The following is a 19,237-nucleotide window of genomic DNA, read 5'->3' as shown; positions in this document are numbered from 1 at the left end:
GATTCGACGCGTCAGCCGGGGTGCGCCGCGTAGGGCGTGTCGCCCCGCGCGGGGTTCTGGGCATGCCGAGCCCGCCGTCCGATACGGGAGCCGAACCAGCCGAGCAGAAACCCGGCGGGGACGGTGATGAGGCCCGGGTTGCGGAGCGGGAACCAGTGGAAGTCGCGGTCGGGGAAGACCGCGAGGGGGTTGCCGGAGATCGCCGGGGAGAAGGCCATGGCCACGGCGGTGAGCACGAGCCCCCCGTACAGCGCCCAGCGCAGTCCGTTCACCGTGAAGCCGCGCCACAGGGTGCCGTAGAGCACGACCGGCAGCAGGGCCGAGGCGGCGGCCGCGAAGGTGAAGGAGATCAGGACCTGACGGTTCCAGTGCTGGGTCACGATGGCGAGGACGACGGCCGTGACGCCGACGGCCACGATGGCCGCACGGGCGGCGGCGAGCTCGCGATCGGCCGAGAGCCTGCCCTTGAAGACGACCTTGGCCAGCACGTCATGGGCGAGGGAGGCCGCGGCGGCGAGGGTGAGTCCGGCGACCGCCGCGAGGGTGGTGGCGACGACCGCGCAGGCCACGACGGAGAAGAGCAGGCTGCGGTGGGCCTCCGGCGCCGCCGGGTCCAGGGCGAGGGTGAGCAGCAGCAGGGAGTCGCCGCCGGTGGGGTCGGAGGCGCGCAGGGCGCGGGCGCCCACGACGGCGGTGGCTCCGGCACCCACGATCACGATCAGCCCGAGGATGGTGGTGACCGCGCCGACCGCCCAGGTGGTGGCGGCGCGGGCGGCCCGCATCCCGCGGATCGGGTGCAGCCGCATGGTGAGATGGGGCATGCAGGCCGCGCCGACGGCGAGGGTGAGCTGGACGCTGATGACGTCCAGGCGGCCGCTGAGGGAGTCTCCGTACTGGCGGCCGGACTGCCAGAAGCCGTCGCCGTAGCCGCTGGCGTCGGCCGCGGCGTCGAAGAGGGTGACCGGGTTCCAGGAGAAGCGCCTCAGCACCAGACAGGCGAGCAGGACGAACGCGGCGAGCAGCAGCACCGTCTTGAGGATCTGGATGAAGCCGGTGCCCTTCATCCCGCCGAGGGCGGCGTAGCAGACCATGAGCGAGCCGATGAAGACGGTGCAGCCGGTGACCGCGCCGCTGCCGGGGATGCCGAGCAGCAGCGCCAGCATGTCGCCTGCGCCGTTGAGCTGCACCAGCAGCAGCGGCAGGACCACCACCAGCACCACGACGGCGGTGCCTGTACGGGCGGGGCGCTCGCTCAGCCGCTCGGAGAGGACGTCGCCGAGGGTGAACTGCCCGCGTCCGCACAGCGGTCCGGCGAGGACCAGCATGAACAGCAGAATGGAGAGCACGGTGGAGGTGGCGATGAGCACCCCGTCGAATCCGGCGAGGGCGATGGTGCCGGTGGTGCTGAGCACGGTGGCGGCGGAGATGTAGTCACCCGCGATGGCCAGGCCGTTCTGCATCGGGCTGAGCGCGCCGGTGCCGAGGTAGAACTCGGTGGGGTCGTCATTGCCGGTGGCCGCGAGGATGCAGAGCAGGAACGAGATGGCCATGAAGCCCGCGAAGAGCACGAACGCCAGCGTTCTGGGGTCGAGGAAGCTCACCGTTCCCCCTCCCCCGCGGCGCCGGACCGGCGGTGGGCCCGGGCCAGGACGGTGAGCAGCACCGCCGTGTCCAGGCCGATCAGCATGGCGCCCACGGTGAACCCGCCGCCCGCGCCGAGGTTGACCACGCCCTCGGCGGCACAGCTCACCACCACGGCGGCCACATGACAGGTGAGGGCGGCGCAGGCCGCCCGCGCCGGCCAGGGCCACGGCCGCTGCCACGGTGAGCGCCGCTCCGGCGGAGGCGGAGGCGGAGGCGGCGCCGTGGAGTGGTGCGGCATCGTGGCGGCACGGCGCGTGGTGCGGTACGGGCCGTGGTGCGCGGTGGGGTGCGTGGCGCGGGACTCGACGGACGGGACGGACGGGACGGACGGGCCCCAGAGGTGGTCGTGGTCGGACATGTCGCGGCTCCTTGTGCGGATTCCGTCCCACGTCACCGGGACGGAATCGCCACGACAGCAGGTCAGCACGGTCGCGTACAGGCCAACCGGCGGACCGTGTGACGGGCGCACATGATCGGCGCGGGGCCGTTGTGCACGCCCACACCGTCTCAGGCGGGCAGCCGGTGCTCAGGAGGTCAACAGCCGGTGCGCGGACAGCGCGAGCGACAGCTCCATCACCTCTCGGGGGCGGTCCAGCGAACGCCCGGTCAACTGCTCGTAGCGGCGCAGCCGGTTGAGCACCGTGTTGCGGTGGCAGAACAGCAGCTCGCCCGCGCGGCGCGCCGATCCCGCGGCCTCCAGCCAGGCGGCCAGCGTCGTCAGCAGCAGCTCCCGGTCGGCGGGCTCCAGCGCCAGGACCGGTCCGAGCATCCGGTCGGCGAGCGCGGTGCCGAGGTCCGGGGAGGACACCACCAGCGCCTCCGGATAGCGCTCCTCCAGCAGCGCCGCCTCCCCGGCCGCCGGGCGGGTGCGCAGCGCCGTATCGGCGAGCCTGCGGGCGGTGTTGACCGCGGCCAGACCGGCCACGGCGGGGCTGACCCCGGCCCGTGCGCCGGGCGGCACCTCCAGCCCGCGCACCAGCCGCTCCACGCCGACGCCATCGCCGTCGTCACCACCGCCGTAGCCATCACCGCCGTCGCCGTCGCTGTCGCCGAGCAGCACGATGGCGTGGGCGATGCCCTCCGCCGTGTGCCAGACCGTGCGAAGACCGGCGCACACCCCGGTGGCGGGGTGTGGCGTCCGCGCCGGGGCATCGGTGTCCTCCAGCGCCACGACCGCGTAACGCCCCCGCTCGGGCAGGCCGAGGACCTCCTCCGCCTCGGGGAAGTCGGTCACCCGGGCGGTGCCGTCGAGCAGAGCGGCGACGATGATCCGGTAGCGGTTCTCCCGGTGCCAGGAGAGCTGCCGTTCGACCTCCTGGTACGCCGTGGCGACGAGGGTGCAGTGCTCGTCGACGAAGTTCCATACGTCGGCGGCGACATGGACCAGCGCCTGGGCGCCGAGCGGGTCCTCCTTCGAGGCGGTCTCCAGGAGCCGCTCCCAGACGACGGTGCAGCCGATGCGGTACGCGTGCAGCAGCGCGTCCAGCGGAAAGCCCTGGGCGGCGCGGTCGGTGCCGATCCGCCACGCGCAGGATCTGGCCGATTCGCGCGTCTCCTTGGGGCGCACCAGCGAGCGCACATTGTGGCTGAGCGAGTCGTGGACCTCCCGCCACACCTCGTGCGGGTCGAGGGAGGGCGACCGGTAGACGGGCTCGCGCTCCTTCATCAGCGTGACGATACGGTCCGTCAGCCGTGGGACCTCCTCGATGAGCACGCGGGCGGTGCGGTGCAGCAGCGCCACGGTCTCGGCGTCGGCCCGCGACCGGATCGGCGGCCGGGCGGCGGGCATCCGGGGCGGTGTACGGCCCCGGTCGGCGGACCGGCGGGGGGCCGGGCGGCCCATGGCGGGGGCGGAAGCGCGGGAGCCGGTGACGGGGTGCATAGACGTTCCTCCACCTGTGACGGGCGAAAGCGCAGCTCGACGCGGCAGCGTGAGGCCACGGCCAGGTTTGATACCAGAGCCTGCCCCGCTATTGCACCATCGGCATACCGATGGGTCGGTGGCTTCACGGAATTCTTCCGCACGCCCGGCGGGGGCCGCACCGGACTCCGGCGGCGGTTCGGCATCCGGGACCTCGTCGGCCAAGACCCCCGGGATATGCTGTCGATCACTTGGATCCTCGGGGGGAGAGCTCCGCATGCTCGATCGTCTGGCGGTCCATGAGCTGATCCACCGCTGGTGGTTCGTCTTCGACGAGGGGCAGTTCGACGTCTGGCCCGAGCTGCTGACCGAGGACGTACACATCACCTCCCGCTCGGACACCGGGAAGTCCCCGTACGAGGAGTTCATCGCCTCCGACAACCAGGGCCGTGAGCAGGTGATCGCCTGGCAGCGGAAGCACCGCGAGGCGGCCGGCTACCCGCTGCGCCACAACGCCTCGAACATCCACATCGAGCGGGTCGACGGCGATGACATCTCGGTGGTGTCCTATATGTACGCCACCAACATCACCGAGGGCCAAGTGACCCCGATCGCCGGCGGCGTGGTGCGCTGTGTGGTCCGCTCCGACGGTGCCGCCTACCGTCTCGCACAGCTCCACATCGTGCTGGACACCCACGCGGTGGCCTTCACCGATCGCTAGTGCCCGACGAGTGCGGCGGCCACCTCGCAGAGATGGCCGCCGCTCTCCCGTGCGTTCCCCCGTCGGTGGGCTCGATCGGCGCGTGGCTTCCGGGCTTGCGCCTACCAGCCCTTGGTCACGCGGTGGGCCGTCAGGGATCCGCAGTTCGATCCGTACGTCCAGGTGGACTGGTTCTCGATGCCCCCGGCCCAGTCCACACACTTGCCACGCCCGTCGCCGTACACCGGGCCCGCGTACGAGGTGTACGCGCCGCCGTCCTCGGCCGACTCGTCGGCTCCCTGAACGTACAGGTAGGCGAACATGGGAACCGGCTTGCCCGTGGCGTTCCGGACGGTGACCACGCAGTTCTTGCCCTTGGCGGAGTTGTAGGTGAGGAAGACGGTGCCCTTGGAGCCGATGGGCGCCGAGTTCACCACCTTGTATCCGGTGCCGCACACCCCGTTGTACGCGGCCGTGGCGGCGGCCGACGCCTGCGGCGTGATGGCCACGGTGCCCGCGATGGCGGCGGTGGCGAGGACCGCGGTGGCGGCCATACGGCGAGAAAGATTCATTTGTCCCCCTTAATGATTCTTCATGGGCGTAGGCGCTGTTTGCGTCTGCCTAGGGAGACATGCGGACCTCGTGGATGGTTGTACGGCGTCATGCCACCGCTTCCGGGGGCCCGTTGAACGCGCGGGCCGGGCCTCCCGTATCCCCCGGTACGGGCGAGCCGCCCGTCGCCGCACCGAGCTGGAGGGCCGCACCGGATGACCTCGCACCGCACCGCCGCCGTGGGCGCTCTTCTCGGCGCCCTCCCCTGTCTGTTCACGGCGCTGGCCGCTCAGCCCGCCCAGGCGCACGGGGCGCCGACGGATCCGGTGAGCCGGACGTTCGCCTGCTCACCCGAGGGCGGAGCCGCGGCGCGGTCGACCGCGTGCCGGGCGGCCCGGGCCGCCAATGGCCCGGAGGCGGCGGACTGGGACAATCTGCGGATCGCGGGGGTCGAGGGCAGAGACCGGGAGCGGGTCCCGGACGGAAAGCTGTGCAGCGGGGGCCTGGAGGCGTACCGGGGTCTGGACCTGGCGCGCGCCGACTGGCCCTCGACACGGCTTTCGGCCGGGGCGAAGCTCACGCTCACCTATCGGTCGACGATCCCGCACACGGGGACCTTCGAGCTGTATCTCACCAAGGAGGGCTACGCTCCCACCCGGCCGCTGAGGTGGTCGGACCTGGAGCCGAAGCCGTTCGCCACGGCCAAGGACCCCGCGCTGGTGGACGACGCGTACCGCATCCAGGCCACGCTGCCCGCCGGCCGGACCGGCCGTCAGCTGCTCTACACGATCTGGCGGAACACCAGCACCCCGGACACCTACTACTCCTGCTCCGATGTGGTGCTGAGCGCCGCCGCGGGGAAGGGCCCGAAGGACTCGCCGGAGCGGCGCGCCACCCCGTCCGATGTGGCTGCGGCCCCGTCGGTGGAGGTCACCGCCCCGCCGTCCCGAGGCGACGCGCCGCCCTCCTCGGCCACCTCCGCCACCGGAGCGGACGACGGCGGCACCACCACTCCGGTGCTGCTCGCCGGTGGCGCGTCCGTGCTGGTGCTGGGCGCGGGGGTCGCCGCCACCGTACGGCGGCGGCGCCCGGGCCGCTGACGGGTTGTCACCGGTAGCCGTGCCGGGCCGTGACATGGCGCGGGTAGTAGCGCTCGTCGGGCGCGGGCCGGTACTCCTTCCAGCGGGGGGTGTCGCCGGTGGGATGGTCGCCGAGGACGGTCACCCGCTGTCCCCTGCGGGGCCCCGTGTAGTCGTTGACGGCCAGGTGCTGGGTGGCGCGGTTGTCCCACATCGCGACCGCGCCGGGCTGCCAGCGGTAGCGGCAGTTGAACCGGGGCGACTCGGAGTGCTCGAAGAGGTACTGGAGCAGGGCGTCGCTCTCCGGGCGGCTGAGCTGCGGGATGTGCGAGGTCCACATGCGCGTCACATACAGCGAGCGCCTGCCGGTCTCGGGGTGGATCCGCACCACCGGGTGTTCGGCGGAGTGCTCGCCGGTCTGCGGTGTGTTGAGGACGTGGACGGCGGTGAGCCCGTCGAGGAGTTCGCGCATCGGCTCGGAGAGCGTCTCGTAGACCAGGTACTGGTTGCTCCACATGGTGTCGCCGCCGGAGGCGGGACACACCTGGAGATGGAGGATGGAAGCGACCGGCGGATTGGGCTGGAAGGTCACGTCGATATGCCACTCGTCGGCCTTGGCACCCTGGTCCGCGTCCAGGACGACGATCTCGGGGTGGCCGTCGGCCTTCGGCAGGAACGGATGGACCTCCAGCTCCCCCAGCCGCCGCCCCAGGGCGATATGCGCGTCGGGGGTGAGGTGTTCCTGGTCCGGGAAGAAGACCACGAGGTGCTCGAGCAGCAACTCATGGACACGCTCGAAGAGTTCGTCGGTGAGCTCGGTCAGATCGACACCGCGGATCTCCGCGCCGAGCGCTCCGGAGACGGGGGTCACGGCCAGTTCGGGAGTGGGCATGCGGTAAACCGTCCTCACATGGATTGCGGTCGGCCGGCCGGTGCGGCCGGCACTCGGTGGGCGCGCGGATCGGGGACGAGACCGAGCTGCTGAAGCCGGTCCAGCGGGGTCAGCGGGCGGGGGCCGAGGCCCGACATGTTGTGGGTGACGGTGTGCAGCAGCCGGGGGTTGGCCCCGGTGTGGCGGACCGCCCGGCGGCCCAGGATCCGGCCGCGCCACGACAGATCGGTGACCATCCGCGCCGCGTTGCCGCTGGTCCTGGCCGCCTGGGCGAGAAGGGGCAGCTGCCGTTCGTGGTAGTCGCGCAGCGCGCCGTCCACCGCCGCGGCCGACATCCCGCCCATGTGCTCCAGCCGGTCCGCCAGCCGCTCGGCGAGGGCGCCGGCGCTGGTGATGGCGGTGTTCATGCCCTGCGCGGCCATCGGGTGGACGGCGTACGCGGCCTCGCCGACCAGCGCCAGTCCGTGCCCGGCCAGCCGGGGCGACAGCAGCCGTCCGACGGGCAGCGTCTGCCGGGTGTCGAGATGGGCGAGCAGGGAGGCGGTCAGCGGCTCCAGGGCGGGTACCTGGGACAGCGCCCGGGTGGCCCAGTCGGCCAGCTCCCCGCGCGCCGTGACGCCGCGCAGCTCATCGGGCCCGGCCTGGAGGTAGAGCCGCAGCCGGCCGCCCGGCAGCGGATAGAGCAGGCGCAGCCCCCGGTCGGTGACGTACGCGGAGAAGTCGTCGGCCCGCGCGGCGGCTTCGGCGTCGGCGATGTCGAAGGAGACCAGCCGGTGCGGGTAGTCGATCCGTTTGGCCTCGATGTCCGCCCAGGACCGCAGCCGTGAGGAGATGCCGTCGGCGGCGACCACGAGCGGGGCCCGCTCCTCGTAGACCCTGCCGCCTTCGGCCAGCCGCAGTCCGGTGATCCGGCCGGAGTCGTCGCGCAGCGGCAACTCGGCGCGGACGCCCCGGCGCAGTTCGACGCGCGGCCCGAGCCCCTCGGCCAGGGCGGTGAGGATGGTGGTGTGGTCATGGGCCAGCAACCACTGGTCGGGGGCGGGCAGTTGACCGTAGTCGAGGGACATCAGCGCGGTGCCCCGCGGATCGCGGACGACCAGCCGTCCGAGCCGGACCGCGCCCTGGGCGTCGAGCCGCTGCTCCACGCCCCAGGAGCGCAGCAGACGCAGCGCGCCCGGCTGGAGCACCTCTCCCTTGGCGATCGGGCGGATCCTCGGCTGCTTGTCGACCACCAGGACGTCCAGTCCGAGGCCGCCGAGCGCGCGGGCCGCCGCGAGACCGCCGACGCCCGCCCCGCACACCAGCACATCGGGGCTCATGGCCTGCCTCCTCCGCCGTCGCCTGTGATGTCTTTCGTGCGGGTCGTGGTGGTGGCCGTCGCGGAGCGGTAGTGGGCCAGGGCCCGCAGCGCCAGGCCCGCCGCGATGCCGTCGTCGGCGTAGCGGGCACAGCCGCGGATGTACTCGTTGACCGGCGCCGGGTTCCAGCCGCCGTCCGCCCGCTGGGCGTCGACGAGCCAGCGGGCCGCCGCCGCGAGGGCCGGGTCGGCGGGGCTCGGCCCGGCGGCGAGCAGCCCGCGCAGCGCCCAGGCGGTCTCCTCCACGGTGCCGGGCCGGGTGCCCTCGCCGGTGCTCCACGAGCCGTCGGGGTGCCGGGTGCGCAGCAGCCAGTCCCTGGCCCGGGCCGCCGCCCGGCGGTGTTCCTCGGTGCGGCCCGCCCTGGTGAGCGCCTCCAGCGCCGCGGCGGTGCCGGGGGTGCCGCCGCGGTACCACATGGCCTCGAACGATCCGTCCGGGCGCTGCCGGCCGACCAGCCACCGCACCGCCTTGGCCACGCGCGGGTCGTCGGCCCCGGCCCCGGAGTCGAGCAGGGCGCCCACGATCTTGGCGGTCATCTGGGGGCAGGGTCCGAAGCCGCCCGGTTTGGTGTTCCGCACGGCCAGGCTCCAGGACCCGGCCGCGTCCTGGGTGGCGGTCAGCCACGCCAGCCCGGCGCGCACATGCGGGTCGTACGCGCCGCCGGGCAGCCGCAGCAGGATGGCGCTGGACTCGGCCGTCTCCAGGGCCATCGGCCAGCTGCGGGGGCTGGAGAACCCCCAGTAGCCGGCCGGGCAGCCGAGCGCGTCGAACGGCTCGGGCTGCTGGTGGCGGTGGAGCATCTCGCGGGTGCCGATCAGCTGGGGGTCGTCGGCGCGACCGGCTTCGATCAGCGCGGCGGTGGCGAAGTTCGTCCAGGTCACATCGAGGGGCATCAGATCCCAGGAGCCGTCGGGGCGCGCCGCCGAGCGGAGCCAGCCGGCGGCGGCGCGGACCAGGTCGGGCGCCTGGCCGGAGCGGGCGAGGCCCAGGCAGATGAGTCCGGTGAGCCAGGGGTCGGTGCTGAACCCGCCGGTGGCGCCCTCGCGTTCGTACGCGTCACGGAGGATCGCCAGGGCCCTGGGGCGGGCCAGCCGGTCCAGGACGCGGCCGGCCGGGCCGCGGCGGCGGTGGGCGGACTGGGCGAGCGCCTGGCCGGCGTAGATGGGCAGCCGCAGGCTGAGCAGACGGCGGCTGAGGCCGGGGAGGAGCAGCAGTTCCAGAGGGAGCCGGCGCTGGGCGCCCTCATGGGGCAGCCCGGCGAAGGTGTGGAACTGGCGGATGAGGGCGGTCATCACGGGTTCCGGGACGGCCGCGGAGCCGCCGAGCTCCTCGAACCGGTCCCGTGCGGCGCGTACGGCCGACGCCGCCCGGCGGGGGGCCACCAGTTGGAGCGCGGCGGCGGCGAGCGCGGTGGTGAGGGGTTCGGTGGGCACCGAGCGCATGGCCCAGCCGCCGTCGTCCCGCTGGGTCTCGCACAGCCAGGTGACACCGCGCTCGATGGTCGCGGCCGAGCCCTCCGGATCGGCGAAGTGCAGTGCGGTGAGGGCTCCGGCGGTGTTCAGCGGGGAGGCGTGGTGCGCGCCGAAGACGAAGGCGCCGTCGTCGCGCCGATGGGCCAGGAGCGCCTCGGCACCGGCGACGATGGCCGTGCCGACGCTCTCGGTCAAGGCGGAAGGGGGCATGGGATCGGACCCTTCTGGTGTGGCGCGCCGTGTCAGGGACGTGGATCGGGGAGGGTGGGCCGGCCATCGGCCAGAGGGGCGGGGAACTCATGGCGGGACCGCATCCGGCTCTGGGTGATGACGCTGATCGCGAGGAGCGGTGTCAGCAGCGCCAGGGCGGGTGCCGTGCCGGCGCCTGCGGCCACCACCGCCGCGGCCAGCACCAGGCGTTCGCAGACGAGGACGGCGTGGGCGCGCAGCGCCAGCGCCGGGGTGAGGTGCCCCGGCGACCGCAGCAGCAGCCCGAAGACGCCCGCGCCGCACAGCGCCGCCGCCGACAGCAGCACCAGATAGCCGGCCGTGTCCTCGGGCACCAGCCCGGTGGCGGCGCAGGCCACGGCCACGGCGGTCAGATACAGCGCGGCCGCGGTGTGCGTGGCGCGCCGCACACCCCGGCGCACCGGCACGGTGGCGTAGCCGCCCTCGCGGTCACCGTCGACGTCGCGGAGGGTGCCGACGAGGTTGGACGCGGTGTCATGGGCCAGGAAGACCAGGGCGAAGGGCAGCGTCCGCCACGGTGGCCACGGCTGGACGGCCATCGCGCCGAAGAGCACGGTGAGTGCGGTCAGCACACCGCGGACGAGATTGCCCGGCAGGCCACGCCCCTTGAGGACCCGGCTGTAGGCCACGATGCCCGCCATGGCGGCGGCGGCCACGGCCACCGCGCGCCAGTTGGCCCACAGGGCCAGCGCGGCCACCGCGAGGGCGCAGCCGATACCCGCGGCCACGGCCGTACGAGGGCTCAACCGTCCGGAGGGTATGGGGCGTTGGGGCTTGCTGAGGGCGTCCAGGTCACGGTCGTAGTAGTCGCCGAGATAGTGGCCGGCGACCCAGCCGAGGGTCGGCGCGGCCCAGGCCACCGTCAACTGCCCCGTGGTGGGGTGCGATCCGGTGAGCGAGGCTCCGGCGAGTCCGACCAGACCGGGGTACCACAGGGTGTACGGGCGCCAGGTCTGGAGATGGGCGAGGAGTGCCGTGCGCGGGGCCGCCACGGTGTCACCGGTCCCGGCTGACCGACAGATCGGCCACCGCCGCGAGCACGGCGGTGGCCCGGGAGCGGGGCAGTTCCGCCAGACAGGACTTGGCCAGGTCCGCCTGGGCCGTGGCCCGGTCCCGCGCGGCGTCGAGCGCGCCGGTCGTCTCCAGCAGTTCGTGCACCGTCCGCAGCGCGTCGGCGGCGGGCAGGGCGCCGCCGAGCGCCGCCTCCAGCCGGGCGCGGGCCGGGGCACCGGCCATGGCGTGGCAGAGCAGAACGGGGAAGGTGGGCCGGGCGGCCGCGATGTCGCTCAGGGCGGACTTGCCGGTGGTGCGGCTGTCGCTGGTGTACGGCAGCAGGTCGTCGTGCATCTGGAAGGCCGACCCCAGGTGTTCGGCGTAGGCGGTGAGCGCGTGCCGCTGGGCGGGGGATCCGCCGCCCAGGATCGCCCCGCCCCGGCAGGCGGCCCGGAACAGCGCCCCGGTCTTCAGGGCGGTCATGGTGACGTACCGGTCGAGTCCGCAGCCGAGGTCGCCGCGGAGTTCGCCCTCCATCGCCTGGCCGCGGCACAGATCGACGCCCGCCTGGGCGAAGACCCGTACGGCGTCGAGGACCCGGCCCGGCGGCAGCCCGCCCGCCTCGTCGGTGCCGTCGGTGAGCACGCCGAACGTGCCCAGCATCAGGGCGTCCCCGGTGACGATGGCGTCGGCGGTGCCGTAGCGCGCCGCGACGGACGGACGGCCCCGCCGCATGGCGTCGCCGTCGATGACATCGTCGTGGACGAGGGATCCCACATGGAGGTACTCCACGCTCAGCGCGGCCGGGACGACGGCGGGTCCGCCGCCGCCCACCGCCTCGGCGGCCTCCATGAGCAGCAGCGGGCGCAGCAGCTTCCCCGCCGGGAGCAGGGCGTACCGGGAGATCCGGTGGAGCCGTTCGGCCTCCCGCGGCCAGCGCCGGTCGAGCTCGCGCAGCAGGAGCTCCATGGTGGGGGCGGCCTCCGCCAGCGGATCGGCCACCTCGGTGACCGCGACGTCGGGCGGGGTCATACGGTCGCCTCCCGGTACTTTCCGGCGAGTTGGGCGAACGCCTGGTTGGCGGCGGGCTCGGCGGCGGTGACGCGGATGCCTTCGCCCGGTTTGCCGCACACCACCACGCCGTGGTCCGCGCAGAACTGGGTGAAGCGCTCCACGCCGGAGGTCATGGGCAGCCAGAGGAAGTTGCCCTGGCTCGCGGGCACCTCCCAGCCCTGGTCGAGCAGGGTCCGGTGGAGCCGCTCGCGCTCCTCGACGGTCCGGGCGCACTGCCGGAGCACCCGCTCATGGGCGCCGAGCGCGGCGATGGCGGCCTCCTGCGCCACGGCGCTCACCCGGTGGAAGGGCAGGACCGAGCGGAGCGGGGCGAGCACGGGCTCATGGGCCACGAGATAGCCGACCCGCAGGCTGAGCAGTCCGTAGGACTTGGAGAACGTCCGCACCACACAGACCCGTTCATCGGCGCGGTGCAGTGCGATGCCGTCGGCGATGGCGCCGGGGTCGGCGAAGTCCCGGTACGCCTCGTCGATGACGACGGTGACATGGGCGGGCAGCCGGTCCAGCAAGCGCAGGATCCGCTCCTGGTCCAGCGCGGTGCCGGTGGGGTTGTTGGGGGTGCACAGCAGGACCATGCGGGTGCGGTCGGTGACGGCGTCGGCCATCGCCTTCAGATCGTGGTCGTATCCGGAGAGCGGCACCCGCACGGTGGTGGATCCGGCGTTGGCCGCCATCATGGGGTACGCCTCCCATGAGGGCCAGGCGTGCACCGTGTCGGTGTCGGGTCCGGTGAGGGTGGAGAACAGCTGCTGGAGCAGCGCGCCGGAGCCCGGTCCGGCGAGTATGTGCTCCGGGCCCACTCCCAGATGCGCGGCGAGGGCCTGACACAGCCCGGTGCCGAGGGCATCGAGGGTACGGTGGGCGTTCCGCGCGGTGCGCAGGACGGCGTCCACCACTTCGGGGAGCGGGGGGTGAACGGTTTCGTTGAGCGACATCTGGTGGAAGGGATTGTTCTCCGCCACCACCGGAGTCATGCGATTCCAGCCATCATGCATCGGGCACCATCCATCCATTCCAGCGGGGGGTCGGGCGGAGGAAGGAATGTCACCGCGCCCGGTTCCCCATGCCGGTCCGGCCGGATCGTCGGGGAGGAAACCGTTGTGGGCGGGCTGTGACCGTACGGTCAGCCAGTGCGGGTGGGACCGTGTCCGATCGGTCAGTTCGATGAGCGAGTTCGGGCGAAATCCGTCACCATGATTTTGACGGTCTCCCGATCACTCGTCCAATTAAAGTCTTCCGGGAATTGATAAACGATTTTTATCTTCCTGTAGTGATCGATCTTCGCCAGCTCACCGTGCTCACAGAAGTCTGTCGCGCCGGCTCCTACAGCGCCGCGGCGGACAGTCTCGGGTACACCCAACCGGCCATCAGCTATCACATGCGCGCGCTGGAACGTGCTGTGGGCGTGGCGCTCACGGTCAGGGCGGGACGGGGGGTGCGGCTGACGCCGGCGGGCCACAGACTCGCCGAGCGCGCCCAGGGGGTACTGGCCGGGCTGCGGGACGTGGAGAACGAGTTCGAGGCGCTCGCCGCGCGCACCCGGGGCCGGGTGCGGATGTCCTCCGTGCAGAGCGTCAGTGTCGCCGTGCTGCCCGCCGCGCTGGCCAGGCTGGGCGCCTCCCGTATCGAAGTGGAGGTGGAGCTGGGCCAGACCGCCTCCCAGGACGCCTACCGGCTGCTGGACTCGGGCGAGACCGATCTGGCGATCGTCGCCGACGACGAACCGGGAGAGGCGGCGGGAGACGCGACGAGGCCCGCGAACACCCCGCTGCGCCGGGTCCCGCTGCTGGTCGACCGCCGCCATGTGCTGCTGCCGCGCGGCCATGCGCTCGCGGGGCGGCGCAGCGTCCGCCTCGCCGATCTGTCGCGGGAGCGGTGGATCCTGGAGCGGGACCGCGAGCGGCTGCTGCGGCGCTGCGCGGAGGCGGGGTTCGAGCCCCGGGTGGTGACCACGACCGACGACCAGGCGACGACGCTGGGCCTGGTGGGCGATGGGGTGGGCATCGCCCTGATGGACGGCCTGGGTCTGCTCCCCCGGTGCGATCCTCGGGTCGAGCCGCGTCCGCTGGACGACTGGCCCCCGCGCCACGTCTGCGCGCTGCTGCGGCCGGAGGCGGCCAGGGTGCCCGCGGTGGCCGCCCTGCTGGAGGCGCTGCGGGCGGTGGCCGTCGAGCAGTCGCGGGATGCCGCCTGAGCGGCGACGGCCCGACGCCGGGCTACCTCATCGGTCCCGGGCCGGGCTCAGCCGCCACGCACGGGGCCCGAAGACGGTCTCCGGCGTGCGCCGGGCGTCTGGGCCGGGCTCATCGGCCGTGCGCTCGGCTCAGGGCCCGTTCTGTCCGACGTGCGCCCGGCCCAAGACCCGCTCTGTCCGCCGTGCACCCGGCTCAAGGCCCGCCCTGTCCGCCGTGCGCTCGGCTCAAGGCCCGCCCCCTCCGCCGTGCACCCGGCTCAAGACCCGCTCTGTCCGACGTGCGCCCGGCCCAAGACCCGCTCTGTCCGCCGTGCACCCGGCTCAAGACCCGCTCTGTCCGCCGTGCCCCGGGCCCGGGGCACGTCTCATCCGCCGTGGACCACGCTCAGTGCCTGGGCACCAGGGGCGCAGCTTTCGCGGAGGGCGGCCAGTTCGTCGGGCGGCAGGGTCGCGGCGGCCGTGCCCCGGCGGTCGCCGTCGAGCAGGGCCCGTCCGGCCGCCAGCCACTCCGGGAGGGGTTCCACCCCGACATGGTGGGCCAGCCGGGTGAGCTCGCGCTCGGGCGCGTCGAGGAGGCCCTCGTACGACAGGGACATCCGGATGTCGGCGGGGAGCCGGGACAGACGCTCCAGTCCCTCGACGATCGTGGCCGACCACAGACGGCCGAACTCGGCGATCGGTACCGACCGTTGGTACAGCGGGCGCAAATCGGCGTCGTCGTCGCTGAGCAGCGCGTCGAGACCGGCCGGAAGGTCCTCGGTGGTCTCGGCGCGCTCCGTCATCAGCTGGATCAGCCGGAAACCGGGGTGGCGGCTCATGGAGAGCGCGCAGTCGGCGCCGTCCCGGTGGAGGTGGACGAACCGGGCCTCGGGAAAGACCTCCCGCAGCCGGGGCACCGACCGCAGCGAGTAGCCCGACCGCTCCACCACGGCACGTCGGCCGAACCGCTCGCCCAGCAGGCCGAACAGGGCCCGGTAGTGATCGGCCACCGGGGCGGCGGGCCGCCGGGTCAGCTCCGGTTCCAGCACGTCGAACAGCGCGTCGGGGTCGTCGGTGAGATGCGGCAGCGTCATCATGCACAGGGCCGGAATGCCACCGCCGGCCACCGAGAACCGCCCCTCGACATGCGGATACCGGTACTCCGGCAGCGGGATGCCATCGCGGATGACCCGGTTGGCGAACGAGCGCGGAGTGGCGAGGATCCGCCAGAACTCCGCCCCGGTCAGCGGCGCCTCGGGCAGCGCGTCCGGCTCCAGCGAGGCGATCAGCTCGCTCACGCTGAGCAGATCCGGATGCAGCCGCAGGACGCGCGACAGTGCGGTGGAACCGCATCGTCCGGTCCCCACGACGAAGGTCAGCGGCCGTACGCTCACCCCAGGTGCCCCTTCCGTCTCGACGACTACCGACCCTGTCTACCCACCGCCACCGCCGCGCACCCCCGGCCACCCCCGTCGCTGGTGAGGTCTCCCGTCACTGGTGGGACTTCTCGTCACAGCCGAAGCTCGCCCGCGCTCTTGAGGTCGGCTCGGTGTGACCGTACGTTCCACCGGACGGCCACCGCAGGACACGCCCCCCACACCGCGGGGTCCGACACTTGGGCCGACACCGCACCTTCAAGACCTTGGAGGAGCCATGCCCGCACCTGTGTTCAGCCGCCGTCGCGGTATGCGCGTCGCGGCCGCGGCGGCCGTCGCGCTTCCGCTCGCCGCCCAGCCGCAGTACGTGGCCACGGCGGTCCCCGCCGCCCCGGTCGCCCCCGCCGACGGTCCACGGCTGGCCGCCATGACCTTCAATCTGCGCTACGCCAGTGACAGCGAGCCCAACTCCTGGGGCCGGCGCCGCCCGGTCATGCGGGAGCTGCTGCGCCGGGCCCGGCCCCATCTGCTGGGCACTCAGGAGGGGCTGTACGGTCAGCTGCGTGATATCGCCCAGGACCTCGGGCAGCGCTACTCCTGGATCGGCGTCGGGCGGATGGGCGGCAGCCGCGACGAGTTCATGGCCGTCTTCTACGACACCGGGCGGCTGGAACCCCTGGAGTACGACCACTTCTGGCTGTCCGACACCCCGAATGTGATCGGTTCCAACACCTGGGGCGGGGCCGTGGTCCGCATGGTCACCTGGGTGCGCTTCCACGACCGGCACACCGGCAAGGAGTTCTACGCCCTCAACACCCATCTGGACCACCGCAGCCAGAACGCCCGTGAGCACGCCGCCGCTCTGATCACCGAGCGGCTCGACGGTCTGGACTCCGCGCTTCCCCGCATCGTGACCGGCGACTTCAATGTGGCGGCCCATGGCAACCCGGTGTACGACGCCATGCTGAACGGCGGGACGCTGGTGGACACCTGGGACACCGCCGAGCGGCGCGGCCCGCTGTACGGGACGTTCCACGGCTTCGGCCCGCTGACCCCCGACGGCGACCGGATCGACTGGATCCTGACCTCGCCGGGGGTGCGCACCCGCCACGCCGCCATCGACACCTTCTCCCAGGACACCCAGTACCCCAGCGACCATCTGCCGGTGCGGACCGTCCTGGAGCTGTGACGCCGGGCGGCCACGCCGGACGCCGTCGATCCGCTCCTCCGGGGGCGGATCGACGGGTCGGCGGGCCCTCAGCGGTCGGCCGTCTCCGCCGAGAGCGCCCGCACCCGCAGCAGGGTGGCCACGGCCAGCAGGGCCACACAGCCCGTGAAGACGAGCCCGGCGGTCCGCAGCCCGACCGACACCGTCAGCGCGCCGACACCGATGACCGGAATCGAGATCGCCAGGTACATCAGCACGAAGAGGGCGGAGGTGACCTCGGCGCGGCGGTCGGCCGGGCTGCGCTCCGTCACCACCCGTACGGCCGCGTGGAACGACAGCCCCTGGCCCGTCCCCGCCACCACGGCGCCCAGCACCAGCAGCGCGAGCGACGCGATGGCCAGCGAGATCGCGATGGCCGCCATACCGGCCACCAGCACCGCGCACCCTCCGGGCAGCGACCACCCCGGGCCGAGCCGCCGCCCCAGCACCTGCCCTGCGATCGAGGCGGCGAACACGGAGAACGCCACGGCACCGGCGACCGCGAGATTGCTCTCCCCCTCCACCTCGCTCAGGAACGTGGGCGACACCGAGGTGAACAGGCCCAGTGTGGCGAAGCCCGCGAACCCCGCCATGGCCGCGGCCGCGAACGTCGAGCGCATCTCCTTGGGCACCCGCAGCCGCTGCGGCCTCAGCGGCGCACGGCTCCGCGTCCGTACGGTCTCCGGGAGGGCGAGCACCATGGCGGCGGCCACCGCCACCAGCACCAGGTCCACCACGAACACCAGCTTCAGCGGCGCCGGGGCGTACTGGGCCAGCACACCCGCCAGCAACGGGCCGACGCCGAGACCGCCCAGGTTGGCCCCGGTGGCGAGGAGGGTGGCGGCACGGCGCCGGCTCGGGGGCGCCAGCTCGATCACCGTCACGGTGGCGGTGCCGGTGGCCAGACCGGCGGACAGCCCCGACAGGGTGCGGCCCGCGAACAGCTCCGGCAGTCCCCGGGCGAGCAGGAAACACACCGCGCTCAGGGCCGACAGCACCAGCGCGGCCAACATGACGGGCCGTCGCCCGATGAAGTCGGACACGCTTCCGAGCAGCAGCAACGCGACGATGACCCCCGCCGCGTACACGGCGAAGATCACCGTGACCATGAACGAGGAGAAGCCGAACTCCCGCTGATAGAGCGAGTAGAGCGGCGTGGGCAGCGTCGTACCGCACATCGTGACCACGAAGGCGTAGGCGGCCGCGAGATACGGCCACGCTCTGCCCACGTCGTTTCGACGGCTTTCCATGCGATCTGATTCCACCACACATCACATGTCCGTCAAACGCGGTGACGCGCCGCCCGCCACCTGGCGGGTTACGTGCGGTAGCGGGGCATCCCGTCATTCGGCCCTCATCCCATGCGGCAGGATGGCACCTCACGCCGGAGCCGTACACATGTACGCCGGCACAGCCCGTACACCCCAGGTACAAGCAGGTGACATGGTGATCCCACAGACCCCCAGACCCGAGGCCGCACCGACGACGGCATGCCGTACGGCCACTCCTGACGCGCTGTCCGGCACCGGGGAGAGTGGTCGATGAACCGGGCTCTCACCTTGCACGATGTCATCGTCGTCGGGGCGGCCCTGGTATGCGGCGCGGCCGGTGGTGTGTTGTTGCGCCTGGCGCTGCGCTGGCTGGGTGAGCGGGCCCGCGCCACCCGCTGGAGCGGCGACGACATCATCGTCGACACCTTGCGCACTCTGGCGCCGTGGGCGTCGATGGCCGCCGGTGTGGCCGCCGCGGCCGCCGCGCTGCCGCTGACCCCCACGGTCGGCCATGACGTCGATCAGACGCTGGTGGCCGCTCTGATCCTGGTCACCACCGCCACGGCGGCGCGAGTGGTGGCCGATCTGGTGCGCTCACTGGCACTGTCCCGCTCCGGAGTGGCCGGCACGGCCACCATCTTCGTCAACATCACGCGGATCGCCGTACTGGCGATGGGTGTGCTGATTCTGCTGGAGACGCTGGGCGTCTCGATCGCCCCGCTGCTCACCGCGCTGGGCGTGGGAGGTCTGGCGGTCGCCCTGGCCCTCCAGGACACCTTGGCCAACCTCTTCGCGGGGGTGCACATCCTGGCCTCCAAGACGGTGCAGCCCGGCCACTACATCCGGCTCAGCAGCGGGGAGGAGGGGTATGTGGTCGACATCAACTGGCGCAACACGGCGGTGCGGCAGCTGTCGGACAACCTCGTCATCATCCCGAACGCCAAGCTGGGCAACACCATCATGACCAACTTTCACCAGCCCGAGCAGCAAATGTCGGTCATGGTCCAGGCGAAGGTCGGCTACGGAAGCGATCTGGACCATGTCGAGCGGGTGACCGTCGAGGTCGCCGGGAAGGTGATGTCCGGTGTCGAGGGCGGCGTCGTCGACCACGAGGCCAGCGTGCGCTTCCACACCTTCGGAGAGTCCGGCATCGACTTCTCGGTGTTTCTGCGGGCCCTGGAGTTCAGCGACCAGTACCTCATCAAGCATGAGTTCATGAAGGAGCTGCACCGCCGGTTCCGCGCCGAGGGCATCGAGATCCCGCTGCCCACGCGTACGCTCGTCCTGCCCGACCAGGACCGCGTTCCGCTGCCGGGCCGCCCGGCGATCTGACGCC

17 protein-coding genes are annotated in these 19,237 nt (G+C 72.8%); 5 read left to right on the top strand and 12 right to left on the bottom strand.

Annotation, left to right across the window (positions count from 1 at the left end; genetic code table 11):
• Positions 1 to 11 precede the first annotated feature (11 nt).
• The 3 genes from NQU54_RS20435 to NQU54_RS20425 form a co-directional block, all read right to left on the bottom strand.
• Positions 12 to 1,601 carry a sodium/solute symporter gene (locus NQU54_RS20435; RefSeq protein ID WP_257632312.1) on the bottom strand — a complete coding sequence of 530 codons (1,590 nt, stop codon included), beginning with the start codon at positions 1,599 to 1,601 and terminating at the stop codon, positions 12 to 14.
• Positions 1,598 to 2,002 (bottom strand): hypothetical protein, encoded by a 405-nt coding sequence (locus tag NQU54_RS20430; protein WP_257632311.1) that lies wholly within the window; start codon positions 2,000 to 2,002, stop codon positions 1,598 to 1,600. Before NQU54_RS20430 ends, NQU54_RS20435 begins: the two co-directional genes overlap by 4 nt.
• Before the next feature lie 168 nt (positions 2,003 to 2,170).
• Entirely contained in the window at positions 2,171 to 3,526 is a 1,356-nt protein-coding gene (locus NQU54_RS20425; RefSeq protein WP_257632310.1) for a PucR family transcriptional regulator, read from the bottom strand.
• Between the two features lie 256 nt (positions 3,527 to 3,782).
• On the opposite strand from NQU54_RS20425, the gene NQU54_RS20420 reads away from it, so the two are divergent.
• Positions 3,783 to 4,226, top strand: a complete 444-nt coding sequence (locus tag NQU54_RS20420) for a nuclear transport factor 2 family protein (protein ID WP_257632309.1) — start codon at positions 3,783 to 3,785, stop codon at positions 4,224 to 4,226.
• 101 nt (positions 4,227 to 4,327) lie between these two features.
• Here the strand turns inward: NQU54_RS20420 and NQU54_RS20415 are convergent, their stop codons facing one another.
• Positions 4,328 to 4,777: a spore-associated protein A gene (locus NQU54_RS20415; protein WP_257632308.1), complete on the bottom strand. Its 450-nt coding sequence runs from the start codon at positions 4,775 to 4,777 to the stop codon at positions 4,328 to 4,330.
• A gap of 195 nt (positions 4,778 to 4,972) precedes the next feature.
• Here NQU54_RS20415 and NQU54_RS20410 point away from each other — a divergent pair, with 195 nt between their 5' ends.
• Positions 4,973 to 5,857 (top strand): lytic polysaccharide monooxygenase auxiliary activity family 9 protein, encoded by an 885-nt coding sequence (locus tag NQU54_RS20410; protein WP_257632307.1) that lies wholly within the window; start codon positions 4,973 to 4,975, stop codon positions 5,855 to 5,857.
• Positions 5,858 to 5,864: 7 nt separating this feature from the next.
• On the opposite strand, the gene NQU54_RS20405 is transcribed toward NQU54_RS20410, so the two are convergent.
• From NQU54_RS20405 to NQU54_RS20380, 6 genes are read right to left on the bottom strand one after another with little or no spacing between them, the layout of a single operon-like run.
• On the bottom strand, positions 5,865 to 6,728 hold the full coding sequence (locus NQU54_RS20405) for a TauD/TfdA dioxygenase family protein (RefSeq protein WP_257632306.1): 864 nt from the start codon (positions 6,726 to 6,728) through the stop codon (positions 5,865 to 5,867).
• Between the two features lie 14 nt (positions 6,729 to 6,742).
• The gene (locus tag NQU54_RS20400) at positions 6,743 to 8,047 is read right to left on the bottom strand and encodes an FAD-dependent oxidoreductase (protein WP_257632305.1); all 1,305 of its coding nucleotides are present in this window, start codon (positions 8,045 to 8,047) and stop codon (positions 6,743 to 6,745) included.
• Complete coding sequence (locus NQU54_RS20395; protein ID WP_257632304.1) at positions 8,044 to 9,753, bottom strand: prenyltransferase/squalene oxidase repeat-containing protein; 1,710 nt, start codon at positions 9,751 to 9,753, stop codon at positions 8,044 to 8,046. Before NQU54_RS20395 ends, NQU54_RS20400 begins: the two co-directional genes overlap by 4 nt.
• 47 nt (positions 9,754 to 9,800) lie before the next feature.
• Positions 9,801 to 10,799, bottom strand: a complete 999-nt coding sequence (locus NQU54_RS20390; RefSeq protein ID WP_257632303.1) for a UbiA family prenyltransferase — start codon at positions 10,797 to 10,799, stop codon at positions 9,801 to 9,803.
• Positions 10,800 to 10,803: 4 nt separating this feature from the next.
• On the bottom strand, positions 10,804 to 11,832 hold the full coding sequence (locus NQU54_RS20385) for a polyprenyl synthetase family protein (RefSeq protein ID WP_257632302.1): 1,029 nt from the start codon (positions 11,830 to 11,832) through the stop codon (positions 10,804 to 10,806).
• On the bottom strand, positions 11,829 to 12,836 hold the full coding sequence (locus NQU54_RS20380; RefSeq protein ID WP_257632301.1) for an aminotransferase class I/II-fold pyridoxal phosphate-dependent enzyme: 1,008 nt from the start codon (positions 12,834 to 12,836) through the stop codon (positions 11,829 to 11,831). Before NQU54_RS20380 ends, NQU54_RS20385 begins: the two co-directional genes overlap by 4 nt.
• A gap of 308 nt (positions 12,837 to 13,144) precedes the next feature.
• Between NQU54_RS20380 and NQU54_RS20375 the strand changes: the two genes are divergently transcribed.
• Positions 13,145 to 14,068: a LysR family transcriptional regulator gene (locus NQU54_RS20375; RefSeq protein WP_257632300.1), complete on the top strand. Its 924-nt coding sequence runs from the start codon at positions 13,145 to 13,147 to the stop codon at positions 14,066 to 14,068.
• A gap of 365 nt (positions 14,069 to 14,433) precedes the next feature.
• Here the strand turns inward: NQU54_RS20375 and NQU54_RS20370 are convergent, their stop codons facing one another.
• Positions 14,434 to 15,441, bottom strand: coding sequence for a sulfotransferase (locus tag NQU54_RS20370; protein WP_257632299.1), 1,008 nt, complete (start codon positions 15,439 to 15,441; stop codon positions 14,434 to 14,436).
• A 259-nt stretch (positions 15,442 to 15,700) separates the two neighbouring features.
• On the opposite strand from NQU54_RS20370, the gene NQU54_RS20365 reads away from it, so the two are divergent.
• The gene (locus NQU54_RS20365) at positions 15,701 to 16,612 is read left to right on the top strand and encodes an endonuclease/exonuclease/phosphatase family protein (protein WP_257632298.1); all 912 of its coding nucleotides are present in this window, start codon (positions 15,701 to 15,703) and stop codon (positions 16,610 to 16,612) included.
• 68 nt (positions 16,613 to 16,680) lie between these two features.
• Here the strand turns inward: NQU54_RS20365 and NQU54_RS20360 are convergent, their stop codons facing one another.
• Complete coding sequence (locus NQU54_RS20360; protein WP_257632297.1) at positions 16,681 to 17,880, bottom strand: MFS transporter; 1,200 nt, start codon at positions 17,878 to 17,880, stop codon at positions 16,681 to 16,683.
• Positions 17,881 to 18,171: 291 nt separating this feature from the next.
• Between NQU54_RS20360 and NQU54_RS20355 the strand changes: the two genes are divergently transcribed.
• Positions 18,172 to 19,233: a mechanosensitive ion channel family protein gene (locus tag NQU54_RS20355; RefSeq protein ID WP_069872206.1), complete on the top strand. Its 1,062-nt coding sequence runs from the start codon at positions 18,172 to 18,174 to the stop codon at positions 19,231 to 19,233.
• Positions 19,234 to 19,237: the final 4 nt, after the last annotated feature.

This window comes from Streptomyces malaysiensis subsp. samsunensis (assembly GCF_024519315.1).
Classification (GTDB): Bacteria; Actinomycetota; Actinomycetes; order Streptomycetales; family Streptomycetaceae; genus Streptomyces; species Streptomyces malaysiensis.
The sequence above is the reverse complement of the archived record's forward strand: the minus strand, read 5'-3'. Positions and strand labels throughout refer to the sequence as shown.